The organism is Mesorhizobium sp. CNPSo 4671 (assembly GCF_057784245.1).
Genome location: NZ_JBWLUW010000003.1, coordinates 522,334 through 534,640, shown reverse-complemented (window position 1 = coordinate 534,640; position 12,307 = coordinate 522,334). Strand labels below are relative to the sequence as shown.

Genomic DNA, 12,307 nt, shown 5'->3' with positions numbered 1-12,307 from the left:
ATCCGACCTCGCTTCGCGAGGCCACCTTCTCCCACAAGGGGAGAAGGGAGAGTCGCGCATCCCCTAAAACCTTTCCAGCTTCGCCCTCACCTTCGCCAGAAACGCCGCCCGCGTCTTTGGCGTCGAGGCGTCCATCAGATAATGCGCCAGGAAGAACGTCTTGCAGCGTCTCGCGCACAGCGCCCGCATGCCGCGCAGCAGGGTCTTGCGCCCGGGCTGGCCGACGACAACGCTCCACCAGGTCGGCGCGCCGCAGGTGGTAATGACGCCGACCTTGGTGACATGCGTCATCAAAGATTTGATCCGCCCCTTGCCCACCGGCAGCTTGAAGGCGACATCCGTCGCCCACACCCGGTCGAGCCAGCCCTTCAGCATCGCCGGCAGCCCGTACCACCACGTCGGATAGACGAACAGGATCGCTTCAGCCCAGCCGAGCAGTTCGAAATGCGGCTTCAGCGCCGGGTCCTGCGGCGCCTGATTGTTGTAAGTGCGCCGCTCGTCGCAGCCCATCACCGGGTCGAATTTCTCGGCATAGAGGTCGAGCAGCCGGACCTGCCAGCCCTTCGCCTTCAGCACCTCGATGGCGGTGTCGCGGATCGACGCACAGAAGCTTTCGGGCACAGGATGGCAATAGACCACGAGGACCCGCATCAGAACGCATCCATGCTCGCAGCGACCTTCGACATGAAGGATTTTCGCGTTTGGTCGGTCGACAGGTTCATCGCGTAGTGCGCGAGATAAGTCACCGGCGCGCCCGGCTTTACGGTGGCGCGCAGCATGCGCTTGATCAGCCTGCGTGGCGGATCACCCATCACCATGGCGCGGAACCGGCTGCCGCCATAGGTGGTGACGGCCGCAACCTTCCTGATGTTGTGCAGCGAGGGCTGCACCTTGCCGTCAACCAGCCTGAACGACACGCCGGGCAGGAAGACACGATCGAAGAAACCTTTCAGGATTGCCGGGAAACCGTAGTTCCAGACCGGATAGGAAAGCACCAGCGCCTCGGCACGCAGCAGGCGCTCGACATAGGGGGCCGCGGGATCCTCGGAGCCGCGCGGGCTGTGATAATCCAGCCTCTCCTGGCGCATCAGCCGCGGGTCGAAATCCTCGGCGTAGAGGTCGCAGTCATCGACATCATGGCCCGCCGCCGTCAGCCGCTCGACGATCAACCGGTGCAGGCCGGCATTGAAGCTGGTCTCGACCGGATGGGCGTAGAGGACGAGGATGTTCATCAGCCTGCCTTTTGCAGCCCCTTGAACAGGAAGGTTCGCCCGGAACGGTAGTCATAGTCCGGATTTTCCCAGGCGATCATCTTGCCGGGGTTGAGCAGCCCCTGCGGATCCGTCTCGCGCTTGAAGGCAAGTTGCACGGCGTCGGTCTGCTTCATGCCACCCTCTTCCAGCGTGTAGCGGTGTGGGTTGAAGATCGGGCAGCCATTGTCCTCATGCAGGCGCACGATCTCATCGAGCCGCGCCTCGGTGGTGAATTTGACCAGTGGCAGGCCGAAACAGGTGATGTTGCCGTCCAGCCGCACGAATTCGAGATGCGAGAACACTTCGCCTGGGAACATCGCATCCATCTTCTCGACCAGCGCCAGCTGGTTGGGAAACGGATAAAGCGATTGCAGATAGGTAATATCGGGATCGACGCGCAGTGCCCTCAGCGTCGTATGGTTCCAGGCCAGCTCATAGGCCGGCGGCAGGCCTTTTTTCTCCTCGGGCATCGCTGTGGCGGCATTGAAGATCACCTCACCGCCGGCGCGCCGGGTGAAGGCAAGGAACGCGTCCAGCCCATGCTGCGCCACCATGACGACGCAGATGCTTTGCCCTTCCCTGAAAAACTTCTGGTGCCGCTTGAAATAGAGCTGCGGCACGGGCGCGGCGATCGGCGTGATCAGCTTGGTCAGGATGCCGTCCTGGCAGGCCAGCGCATTGCCGTAGCGCGCCGCATCCATGAAGGCATCGAAGCCGACGATGACATCGATCCACTCATAGGCTGCGGTCAGCGGCATCTCGACTTCCGTGATGATGCCGTTTGTGCCGTAGGCGTGGGTTACCTTGTGCAGATCCTCACCGATGAGTTCCAGCGCCTTCGGCTCGGCCTCCATGGTCACCACGCGCAAGCGCAGCACATTGCCGAAATCGCGCAACCCGCCGAAATTGATCGAGCCGACGCCACCCGAACCGCCGGCGATGAAACCGCCGATCGAGGCGGTGTTGTAGGTCGACGGCGACAGCCGCAGTTCCTGCCCGGAATGCGCGCGTGTCGCCTTGTCGATATCGGCCAGCACCGCGCCCGGCCCGGTCACCACGCGCCCAGGTGCGATCGATTTGATCTCGTTCATTTCGGCGAGGTTGAGCACCACGCCGCCCGACAACGGCATCGCCTGACCGTAATTACCGGTGCCGCTGCCGCGCGGCGTCACTGGCACGCCGTGCCGGTGACAGGCGGCGAGCACACGGATCAGCTCGGCTTCGGTCTTCGGCGTCACGATCAGGTCGCCAGTGACATGGTCGAGCTGCTGTTTCAGCACCGGGCTGTACCAGTAGAAGTCGCGGCTCTTCTGCTGGACGATGGCCGGATTGTCGTCGAGCTTTATCCCCTCGAGATCGCGTTTGAGCGCCGAAACATCCATCATTCCACCATCAGTTCGTCGAGTTCGGCATAGTCGGGCAATTGCCGGTCGATCGCGCGGCCGCCGCGCACGACGATGCGATCCGATTCGGGCCGCGACAGCAATTCCGTCCAGCTTCGACCTTTGAACAGGATGAAATCGGCACCACCGCCGGCGGCAAGCGTGCCAAAACCATCGAGCCGCATCACCTTGGCCGGCGTGGCGGTGACCGCTTGCGGCCAGTCAGCGACCGGATGATCGAAATGCAGGATGCGCGTCGCCATGCGGTAGACCTCCAGCATGTCGAGATCGCCATAGGCATAGAACGGATCACGCGTGTTGTCGGAAGCCACCGCAACCGGAATGCCCCTCGCCTTCATCTCGTGCAGCAGCGTCACGCCGCGCCAGCGCGGCGTGGTCTGGTCCCCGCGCCGGTCCTGCAGATAGAGATTGCACATCGGCAGCGACACCACAGCCAGCCCGGCCTTCGCGACCTTGTCCAGCGTGTCAAGCACTTCGAGGTCGGGCTGCCGCGCCAGCGAGCAGCAATGGCCGACGAGGATGTTGCCCTCGAAGCCGCTCCAGAGCGCGGCCTCCGCGATCTTCTTCAGCGAGATCGCGGCAATGTCGTCGGTCTCATCGGCATGGAAATCAAGGTCGAGCCCATGCTTGATCGCCTGCGCGAAGACGTGGTCGAGCAGCTCTTCCAGATCCGGTACCATATAGGTGACGACGCCGAGCACGCCCTTGGCGGCGGCGACTCGTCTCGCCAGCCTGTCGAACCATTTCTTGTCGCGCACGCCCTCGATGCCGAGCAGGCAGGCGCCCTGCAATTCGATGCGGCCGCGCCAGGCTTCGCGCATCGTCTCGAACACCGGCCAGGAGATTTCCTCTTGCGGCGCGACACTGTCGAGATGGGTACGCAGCGCCCTGGTGCCATGCGCGTAGGCCGAGCGCAGCGAGAAATCCATGCGTTTGGCCAGATCTTCGGCGCTCCAGCGCGCGACGCGGTCGGCGCCGGCGGCATTGAGCGCGCCCATGAAGGTGCCGTCGGGATTGGGCTTTCGCGGCCAGATATGGCCCTTGTCGATATGGGTATGGCAGTCGACGAAACACGGCAGGATGATCCGGCCGGCAAGATCGACAGCGCCCGTCGGCGCCTTCGATTTGCTATGCGCCGAAATGCTGGAGATCTTGCCGTCGGCAATAGCAATGTCGGCCAGCGTGAAACCGTCATTGTCGTAAGCAGCAGTAAGGCCCGACGTCAGCGATCGATGAACGCGAGCGTTGGCGAGCTGGTATAAGGCTGAGTCCGGGATCAAGGCACTACCGCTCCTGCTTCAGCGCGCTTTCGTGCCAGCGACGCAGAATGAGATGCGAAATCAGCGACAGCACGAGGAAGATCAGGATGCCGGTCAGCGAAATCAGGAACAGCGCCGCGAACAGCCTTGGCGCGTTGAGCCGGTAACCGGCCTCGATGATGCGCGAGGCGAGCCCCGACGCCTGGCCGGTGGTGCCGGCGACGAACTCGGCCACCACGGCGCCGATCAGCGACAGGCCGCCGGCGATCTTCAAGCCGCCGAGGAAATACGGCATCGCCGCCGGCAACCGCAGATAGCGCAATTGCTGCCAGCGGGTGGCGCCGTTGAGCTTGAACAGGTCGCGCAGATTGCGGTCGACGGAGTTGAGGCCGAGCGTGGTGTTGGACAGGATCGGGAAGAAGGCGACGATCCAGGCGCAGAGCAGAAGCTTGGTCGTCTGGTTGTTCACGTAGATGTTGATCAGCGGAAAGATCGCGACGATCGGCGTCACCTGCAGCACGATGGCGAACGGGAAGAACGACATCTCCACCCATTTCGACTGCGTGAACAGCACTGACAGGCCGACGCCGCCGATGACGGCCAAAGCCAGGCTGAGGAAGGTGATGCGCAAGGTGACCAGCAGCGAGGAGAACAAAAGGCCGGCATCGTTGTAGAGCGTCTGCAGCACCACGCCGGGGCGCGGCAGGATGTATTGCGGGATCTCGTTCCACACGCAGATGCGGTCCCACAGCCAGATCGCCAGGATCATGATCGCCAGCGGCAGCACCCAGCGGCCGATACGCTCGAACCGCTCTTGGCGCACACGGCGCGCTTCCTCGGGATCGAGCGTCAACGTGCCGTCAATGACCGTCATGATGCGAGCCCGCTGTTGAATTGATGGCATTGACCAGCACGTCGGAAGCCTGACGGCAAAGGGCTGCATAGTCGGGCGAGGTGCGAAACACCTCGTCGCGCGGATAGGAGGCCTCGATAGCGAGTTCGTCGAACACCCTGCCCGGCCGCGCCGCCATGACGACGACGCGGTTGGAAAGGAACACGCTCTCGAACACGCTGTGGGTGACGAAGACGACGGTGAAGCGTTCGTCCTGCCAAAGCTCCAGCAGGTCGTTGTTGAGCTTGAAGCGGGTGATCTCGTCGAGGGCCGCGAACGGTTCGTCCATCAACAGCACGCGCGGCTTGGTCACCATGGCCCGCGCGATCGAAACACGCATCTTCATGCCGCCCGATAATTCGCGCGGCACGGCGTCCTCGAAACCGGTCAGGTGCACCCGCGCGAGCATCTCCGTTATCGCCGGTGCGGCCTTGGCACGGGAAATGCCTTTCAGCCTGAGCGGCAGCCAGACATTGTCGAAGACGCTGGCCCAGGGCAACAGCGTCGGCTCCTGGAAGACGAAGCCGATGTTGGCGCGGTCGAGCGAGCCGCCGCCGCGCCAGTCGAGCACGCCGGAAGTCGGCGTCGACAGGCCGGCGATCAGCCGCAGCGCCGTCGACTTGCCGCAGCCCGACGGCCCGAGCAGGCTGAGAAAATCGCCTTCCCGGATCGTCAGGTCGACAGCGTTCAGCGCCGTCACGCCGTTGGAAAACACCTTGCCGACGCCGCGGAGCGCCAGCAAGGTCGGAGCGACGTCCGATGCCGGCGCTCGCGCCACTTTTTCCCCTATCATGCCCAGGCCGGCCTATTTCTTCAGGTCGAGCCCGACGCCCTTGTTGACGAAGGCCAGCGTGTAGGCCTTCGAAATGTCAATGCCTTCCGGCGTGACCTTGGCCTTGACCATCTTGTCGTAGAAACTCTTGATGCGCGCGTCGGTCATGGCGCCGATGCCGAGCTTCTCGGTATCGCCCGAATCGGCAAGGCCGAACTTCTTCATCTGATCGATGGAGAAAGCGATCTGCTCGTCGCTCATGTCAGGATTGTCTTTCTTGATCATGTCGTTGGCGGCCTTGTTGTCGCCGTATAGGTACTTGTACCAGCCCTTGGCCGAGCCATCGACGAAGCACTGGACCACCTCCGGCTTCTTGTCGATCGTGTCCTGCATCACTTCGATCGTCGTCGAGTACGTATCCCAGCCATAGTCGGCGAGCAGGAACTGGTTCGGCACGAAGCCGCCTTCCCTCTTGACCGCGAACGGCTCGGAGGTGACGTAGCCCTGCTGGATCGACTTCTTGTTGGCGAGGAACGGAGCGGTGTTGTAGGTGTAGGGCGCGCGCTTGGCAGCGTCGAAGGCAAGTGCGGTGACCATCCACTGGAAGAAGGTCTGCACGCCTTCGTCACCCAGGATATACTGGTCGGCGTTCTTCAGATCCTCCCATTTGTCCAGCCCCTCGCCGGGGTGGGACATGATGACCTGCGGGTCCTTCTGGAAATCGGCGGCCACCACGCGCATCGGAATGCCTTGCTGGACGGCATCGAAGGCCGACAGCAGATTGCCGCCCATGTAGAAATCGATCTTGCCGGCCAAAAGCATCGGCCGGCCGCTGACCTGCGGGCCGCCCTGCATGATGGTGACGTCGAGGCCGCAGGCGGCATAGGTGCCGTCCGCCACGGCCTGGTAGTAGCCGCCATGTTCCGGTTCGGCCAGCCAATTGGTGCCGAAAGTCACTTTTTCATTCGCCGCGGCCCCCAGCGTGCTGGCCGCCAGCAAGGCCACCACCGCCACCGAGATCTTCTGTTTTGCGTACATCGACAACCACCCTCTGTTTGCTCCGGCGCCACGCGCCAGGCTCGACACCAAAGATTCAAGAAGCAAGACACATGCCACCGGCGTCTCGCGCCGGGACCCGCCCGCCTGCACCACAGCCATCTGCGAAAGCCGGAAAGGTCGTGCTGCACCGGAGGCATCGTGCCTATTTTTTGAACGCCTGTCCACAATCGCACCAGCGCCATGCACGGCCATCTTGAAGCTGCAGTGAATACGGCCTTAGGCTGACGACTTTCAGGAGATTGCCATGTTCAGATTCCTCACCCCGAAGTCGATCAAGCCGCCATTTGCCCGCTACAGCCATGGCGTCGAAGTGCCGGCGGGCAAGCGGCTTGTACTGTGTTCCGGCCAGGTGGCGATCACGGCGGACAACCAGATTCCCGAGGACGCCGGCGCACAGGCCGAGCTCTGCTTCCGCAACATCGAGGCGATCCTCGCAGAGGCCGGGTTGCAACTCGGGGATATCGTTCGCATCAACGCCTACGTCACCGACCGCGCGCATCTGCGGCCCTATATGGATGTCCGCGACCGGCTGTTTTCGAGCCCGGCACCCGCCTCGACGCTGATGATCGTCAGCGGATTCGCCCGACCAGAGTTCAAGGTCGAGGCCGAAGCCATCGCGGCCGGGTAATCGACAGCAGGCCCTTCCCGCGCTAGGTCTCACGGATCATCGAAGAGGCATGATATGACCGCTGCAAGAAGACGCGTCTGGTGGGGCGACTACCGGACCACAGAATACGTCTCGATCGATCCGGAGGCGACGATCGCCGTGCTGCCGGTGGCGGCGATCGAGCAGCATGGACCGCATCTGCCTGTCTCGACCGACACCTCGATCATGAACGGCATGCTCGACACGGTCATTTCGCGCCTGCCCGACGATCTCGACATCCGCATCCTGCCGGTTCAGGCGGTCGGCAAATCGAACGAACACCTTCATGCGCCGGGCACGCTCACTCTGCCGGCAACAACGCTGGTCGGGGCCTGGACCGAGCTTGGCGTATCCATCGCGCGCGCCGGCGTGCGCAAACTCATCGTCGTCAACTCGCATGGCGGCAATGAGGAAATCATGGGCATCATCACACGCGAATTGCGCGTGCGCGAAAAGATGCTGGCCGTGAAGACGAGCTGGCAGCGCTTTGGCCGCCCGGCCGGCATGTACACAGAGCTCGAGGACCGCCACGGCATCCATGGCGGCGATGTCGAAACATCCCTGATGCTGCATTTCCGGCCGGATCTCGTCGACATGGGCAAGGCCGACAATTTCGTTTCCAACGTCGCCAAGGCCGAGAAGGAATTTTCGCTGCTGCGCCACACCGGCACCCACGCCTTCGCCTGGATCGCCAGCGACCTCAACCCCAACGGCGTGGTCGGCGACGCCAGCATCGCGACGGCGGAAAAAGGTAGGCTGACAGCGGAATATCAGGCCGACGGCTTCATCAGCCTGCTCAGGGATGTGCGCAAGGCGAAGCTATCCGAGTGGCTGAAGTAGCCGCCTAGCCACAATCGCGCCTTCGCAAAAAAAGACTCCCGCATGAGATTTTGACAAACTTTGCCAAAATAGATCATACTGGATGGGATATTGAGGCCGATATGGCAACAATGAACGTATCATTGCCCGATCCGATGAAGGATTGGGTTGAGGCGCAAACGGAAACGGGTCGCTACGCCAACACGAGCGACTATGTGCGCGATTTGATCCGTCGGGATCAGCAGCGAAACGACAACATTGCCGCCATGCAGCGCTTTGTCGATGACGGCTTGAAGAGCGGCGTCGGCAATCGATCCAGGCACGCGCTTTTTACTGAGGCGGTCAAACGCGCTGGAAAGTCACCCGGCAACGGATAATGGGATTTCGCCTTTCTTTAGCCGCGGAAGAGGACATCGTCGGTATGCCGAGCAAGGGGTACGCCTGTTCGGCGCTGTGCAGGCCAGACAGTATCATGACGAGTTGTTCGCGATCTTCGACCTGATCGCCGCCAGTCCCCGAATGGCGCGGGAGCGGCTTGAATTGTCGCCCCAATGCGTATCCATCCCTTAAAGGCCCATCTTGTCGTCTACCGGATCGAAGCCGACGGCGACGTGTTCATTGTCCGGGTACGCCACGCGCACGAAGATTGGGCGCATGAAGGCACTCGATAATATTCAACAACGATATATGGGCGCAGCTAGCTGTCGATCCTCAGCGCGAACGGCGTGCCCTCAAAAGCATCTGCGCCGCGCCCGATCGACTGGATCGCCTCGACCATGCGGCCGTTGCGCTCAAGCAGCGTGTCGGCCACGGCAATGAGCCGCGGATTGGGTGTCGCCGACGGCGACAGCGCCCGCAACGTCTGGGCCAGTTCGGCCTCGTCGCGTTTTGGCGCGAGTGCGGCGACGATGATGTAGGCCGAAGCGGTCGAGCGGCTGATGCCGGCATAGCAATGCACCACCATGGGCTTCGCCCGGTCCCAGCGGTGCGCGAAATCGAGCAGGTTGCGGACATGCTCCTCGCCCGGCATGGTCATGCCGTCTTGCGCCACCGCGATGTCGTGCATGACCAGGTGCAAGTGATTTTCCGGAGCGATCGACGCCGGACGCGTCACATCGGTTCCGACGGAGAGCAGCGACAGCATGCGGTCGGCACCGGTCCTGGCCACGGTTTCCTCGATCTTCGCCAGCGAGCAGACATGGATCATGGTTCTGAACCCTTTTGTCGATCCTCGCGCCGCGTCGCCCATTCGGCAAGGGCCGATTCGAGCCGCTGCCATTCCAGCTCACTCCCCGGCAGGCCGGCGCGCAGGGCATGCGGCCGGTCGGCGAAATGCCGAAGCAGGACGCCGCGCTCACCCAGCGCTGAAAACAGGCTGGCGGCATCCGGCAGGCTGAGGTAGCGGAACAGCGTGGTGCCGCCCGCGACAGCCACGCCGAAGCGGCCGAACAGTCCGTCGAGCCGCGCCGCTGCCTCAGCAAGGGATGCCCGCATTGCATCCTGCCAGCCAATATCGGCAAGCGCGCGAATGCCGTATTCCAGCGCCGGGCCGGCGACGGCCCATGGGCCGAACTGCGTCTCCAGCCGTTCCACCGTCGAGGCGTCGGACAGCGCGAACCCAAGCCGCAGGCCGGCCAGCCCAAAAAACTTGCCGAACGAGCGCAGCACGACGATGCCGCCCCGACCGACGTCACCGGCGAGGCTGTGCTGGCGCGGGCCGACATCCATGAAGGCCTCGTCGACGACCAGCAGCCCGCCTTTTGCGCGCAGCCCGGCGGCGGCCAGCCCCAGCAACCGCTCGCGCTCGATGACGCGACCATCCGGATTGTTGGGATTGACGATGATGGCAAGGTCGGCGTCCGCCAGTGCCGCAAAATCGCTGACTTCGGTCACCTGATGCCCGGCGATCGCCGCTGCACGTGCGTGTTCGGCATAGGTCGGCCCAAGCACCAAAGCCTTGCCGGGTCTGACCAGCGAGGCCACACGCGGCAGCAGGATCTGCGTGCCGGGTGCAGCGACGACATTGGCCGGCGACGGTACGCCATAGGTTCCGGCAGCGATTTCCGTCAGCTCACGCCCTCGTCCTTCCTCCGGCAATCGCGACAGCGAGGTGGCGGGCAGGTCGAAAAGCGGGTAGGAGTGCGGGTTGATACCGGTCGAAAGGTCGACGAAAGGCTGCGGCGCGTTGGGGAACAGCGTCCTCGCCCGGCCAAGACTTCCACCATGGTCCACCGCTCCATCAAGAAGCTTCATGTCAGTCCTGATCGCTTTCCTGTCATTGGCCATCGAACGTGTCCTGGGTTATCCGGACTGGCTGTTCCGCGCCATCGGCCATCCCGTAACGTGGTTCGGCAGGCTGATATCCTTTCTCGATCGCAGGCTCAACCGCGCCACTGATCCCGACGCGCTGCGTCGCCAACGCGGTGTCCAGGCGCTGCTGGTCATCGTGCTGGTGCCGGCGGTGATCGGCCTCGGCGTGCAGCTTGTCCTGCTCTGGTTCGTCCCCCTCGGGTTTTTCATCGCCGCCCTTCTGGCGACATCGCTCCTGTCGCAGAAGAGCCTCTACGAGCACGTCGAGGCCGTGGCCGATGCGCTCGACAGCGCCGGCCTCGCCATGGGCCGTGTTGCCGTCTCGCGCATTGTCGGCCGCGATCCCGAAGCGCTCGACAGGGCCGCCGTCTGCCGTGCGGCGATCGAAAGCCTGGCTGAGAACTTTTCCGATGGCATTGTCGCCCCGGCCTTCTGGACCGGTGTTGGCGGGTTGGCCGGCGGCGCCGCCTACAAGGCCGCCAACACCGCCGATTCGATGATTGGCCACCGCACCCCGCGCCACGAGGCGTTCGGCTGGGCGGCGGCGCGCTTCGACGACTGGATCAACCTGCCGGCGTCGCGGCTGACGGCGCTGCTGCTCGTGCTGGCGGCCTTCCTGGTCAAGGGCGCCGATCCCGGCAGTGCATGGCAGGCGGTGCGGCGCGATGCGAAAAAACACCGCTCGCCCAATGCCGGCTGGCCGGAAGCGGCCATGGCCGGTGCGCTTGGTCTGGCGCTTGCCGGGCCACGCAGCTATGGCGGCATAGTGGTGGACGATGTCTTCATGGGTGAAGGCGGCCGCCGGGACGTCGACAGCGACGACATCAGGCAGGCACTCAAACTCTACCGCGTCGCCGATTATCTGCTGATCGTGCTGCTCGCGGTGGTCTCGGTGATAGTCATCCTCGCATGACGTCCAAGTGGTCGAAAATCCGACTTACCAGGTGACTCGGACTTCCTTCGCACTTGGATCAGCTGCGTCGCCAAATCTCTTGATCGCGTACCCGCCGGCAGCTTCGGGAGACGATTTCAACAATGGTTCGATCACAACAAAAAGTCGTTCAGCGTCTGGCCCGTACATGTAGAGGATGCACTTGCCCTCGCCAAACTCATCGCCATCAAACTCGCCGACCGAAGCATTCCTAACGGCTTGCTCCAGCCGATTCTCCAGCGCAAGAATGGATGCGCGTTCTTCCGACGTTCCAAATTGACCGTCATTGAGAAGAAGATAGACGATTACCGCTTGTTCCAAAGACAACGCTCCCGCTTGCCAAGCGACTAGAACTCGATCCCCAGCTGCGCTTTCACGCCTGCCGAAAAGTGGTGCTTGGTCACGCCCATTTCGGTGACAAGATCAGCGGCCTCGACCAGCGCCGGCTTCGCGTTGCGGCCAGTGACGACGACATGCAGGCCTTCGCGCCGCGCTTTCAGCGCCGCAACCACCTTATCGAGATCGAGATAATCGTAACGCAGCGCGATGTTGAGCTCATCAAGCACGACAAGGCTGATCGAAGGATCGGCGATCAACTCCAGTGCCTTGGCCCAGGCAGCTTCCGCCGCCGCGATATCGCGCTTCAGATCCTGCGTCTCCCAGGTAAAACCCTCGCCCATCGCATGCCAGACGACGCGGTCGCCGAAGGCGGAAAACGCATCCTTCTCGCCCGTGTGCCATTTGCCCTTGATGAACTGGACGACGCCGACGCGCTTGCCGTAGCCAAGCATCCGCAGCGCCAGGCCGAAGGCGGCCGTGGTCTTGCCCTTGCCTGGCCCAGTGTTGACGATCAGCAGTCCCTTTTCGATCGTCTTGGCCGCAACCTCGGCGTCCTGCACCGCCTTGCGTTTGGCCATTTTGGCGCGATGGCGTTCTTCGTCCTTATTGTCGATGTCGGTCATG

15 protein-coding genes and 1 pseudogene are annotated in these 12,307 nt (G+C 63.0%); 5 read left to right on the top strand and 11 right to left on the bottom strand.

Features of this window, described 5'->3' with window-relative positions; all coding sequences use genetic code 11:
- Positions 1-63: 63 nt before the first annotated feature.
- Genes AC04SF_RS10785 through AC04SF_RS10755 form a run of 7 tightly spaced genes read right to left on the bottom strand, consistent with a single transcriptional unit; the run spans position 64 to position 6,617 of the window.
- The gene (locus AC04SF_RS10785; RefSeq protein WP_488477770.1) at positions 64-651 is read right to left on the bottom strand and encodes an NAD(P)H-dependent oxidoreductase; all 588 of its coding nucleotides are present in this window, start codon (positions 649-651) and stop codon (positions 64-66) included.
- On the bottom strand, positions 651-1,232 hold the full coding sequence (locus tag AC04SF_RS10780; RefSeq protein WP_488477769.1) for an NAD(P)H-dependent oxidoreductase: 582 nt from the start codon (positions 1,230-1,232) through the stop codon (positions 651-653). The genes AC04SF_RS10785 and AC04SF_RS10780 overlap by 1 nt, the downstream gene beginning before the upstream one ends.
- Positions 1,232-2,635 carry an FAD-binding oxidoreductase gene (locus AC04SF_RS10775; RefSeq protein ID WP_488477984.1) on the bottom strand — a complete coding sequence of 468 codons (1,404 nt, stop codon included), beginning with the start codon at positions 2,633-2,635 and terminating at the stop codon, positions 1,232-1,234. The genes AC04SF_RS10780 and AC04SF_RS10775 overlap by 1 nt, the downstream gene beginning before the upstream one ends.
- Complete coding sequence (locus AC04SF_RS10770; RefSeq protein WP_488477768.1) at positions 2,635-3,936, bottom strand: cytosine deaminase; 1,302 nt, start codon at positions 3,934-3,936, stop codon at positions 2,635-2,637. Before AC04SF_RS10770 ends, AC04SF_RS10775 begins: the two co-directional genes overlap by 1 nt.
- 4 nt (positions 3,937-3,940) lie before the next feature.
- Positions 3,941-4,789 carry an ABC transporter permease gene (locus tag AC04SF_RS10765; RefSeq protein WP_488477767.1) on the bottom strand — a complete coding sequence of 283 codons (849 nt, stop codon included), beginning with the start codon at positions 4,787-4,789 and terminating at the stop codon, positions 3,941-3,943.
- Entirely contained in the window at positions 4,776-5,600 is an 825-nt protein-coding gene (locus AC04SF_RS10760) for an ABC transporter ATP-binding protein (protein WP_488477766.1), read from the bottom strand. The genes AC04SF_RS10765 and AC04SF_RS10760 overlap by 14 nt, the downstream gene beginning before the upstream one ends.
- A 12-nt stretch (positions 5,601-5,612) precedes the next feature.
- Entirely contained in the window at positions 5,613-6,617 is a 1,005-nt protein-coding gene (locus tag AC04SF_RS10755) for an ABC transporter substrate-binding protein (RefSeq protein WP_488477765.1), read from the bottom strand.
- A gap of 265 nt (positions 6,618-6,882) precedes the next feature.
- Here AC04SF_RS10755 and AC04SF_RS10750 point away from each other — a divergent pair, with 265 nt between their 5' ends.
- The 4 genes and pseudogenes from AC04SF_RS10750 to AC04SF_RS10735 all read left to right on the top strand — a co-directional run bounded on the left by AC04SF_RS10750 (position 6,883) and on the right by AC04SF_RS10735 (position 8,774).
- On the top strand, positions 6,883-7,266 hold the full coding sequence (locus tag AC04SF_RS10750; protein WP_488477764.1) for a RidA family protein: 384 nt from the start codon (positions 6,883-6,885) through the stop codon (positions 7,264-7,266).
- Positions 7,267-7,320: 54 nt separating this feature from the next.
- Complete coding sequence (locus AC04SF_RS10745) at positions 7,321-8,124, top strand: creatininase family protein (RefSeq protein WP_488477763.1); 804 nt, start codon at positions 7,321-7,323, stop codon at positions 8,122-8,124.
- Between the two features lie 101 nt (positions 8,125-8,225).
- Positions 8,226-8,480, top strand: coding sequence for a type II toxin-antitoxin system ParD family antitoxin (locus AC04SF_RS10740; protein WP_488477762.1), 255 nt, complete (start codon positions 8,226-8,228; stop codon positions 8,478-8,480).
- Positions 8,480-8,774: pseudogene (locus AC04SF_RS10735) on the top strand (type II toxin-antitoxin system RelE/ParE family toxin). The gene AC04SF_RS10740 and the pseudogene AC04SF_RS10735 overlap by 1 nt, the downstream one beginning before the upstream one ends.
- A gap of 26 nt (positions 8,775-8,800) precedes the next feature.
- Here AC04SF_RS10735 and AC04SF_RS10730 read toward each other — a convergent pair.
- The gene (locus tag AC04SF_RS10730) at positions 8,801-9,310 is read right to left on the bottom strand and encodes a tyrosine phosphatase family protein (protein ID WP_488477761.1); all 510 of its coding nucleotides are present in this window, start codon (positions 9,308-9,310) and stop codon (positions 8,801-8,803) included.
- Complete coding sequence (cobD, locus tag AC04SF_RS10725; protein ID WP_488477760.1) at positions 9,307-10,356, bottom strand: threonine-phosphate decarboxylase CobD; 1,050 nt, start codon at positions 10,354-10,356, stop codon at positions 9,307-9,309. The genes AC04SF_RS10730 and cobD overlap by 4 nt, the downstream gene beginning before the upstream one ends.
- Here cobD and cbiB point away from each other — a divergent pair.
- Positions 10,355-11,326 carry an adenosylcobinamide-phosphate synthase CbiB gene (gene cbiB / locus AC04SF_RS10720; protein WP_488477759.1) on the top strand — a complete coding sequence of 324 codons (972 nt, stop codon included), beginning with the start codon at positions 10,355-10,357 and terminating at the stop codon, positions 11,324-11,326. The two genes, cobD and cbiB, sit on opposite strands and share 2 nt — an antisense overlap.
- 24 nt (positions 11,327-11,350) lie before the next feature.
- On the opposite strand, the gene AC04SF_RS10715 is transcribed toward cbiB, so the two are convergent.
- Together AC04SF_RS10715 and cobO are read right to left on the bottom strand one after the other, a co-directional pair.
- Positions 11,351-11,665 carry a hypothetical protein gene (locus tag AC04SF_RS10715; RefSeq protein WP_488477758.1) on the bottom strand — a complete coding sequence of 105 codons (315 nt, stop codon included), beginning with the start codon at positions 11,663-11,665 and terminating at the stop codon, positions 11,351-11,353.
- Positions 11,666-11,691: 26 nt separating this feature from the next.
- Positions 11,692-12,306, bottom strand: coding sequence for a cob(I)yrinic acid a,c-diamide adenosyltransferase (gene cobO / locus AC04SF_RS10710; RefSeq protein ID WP_488477757.1), 615 nt, complete (start codon positions 12,304-12,306; stop codon positions 11,692-11,694).
- Position 12,307 lies beyond the last annotated feature (1 nt).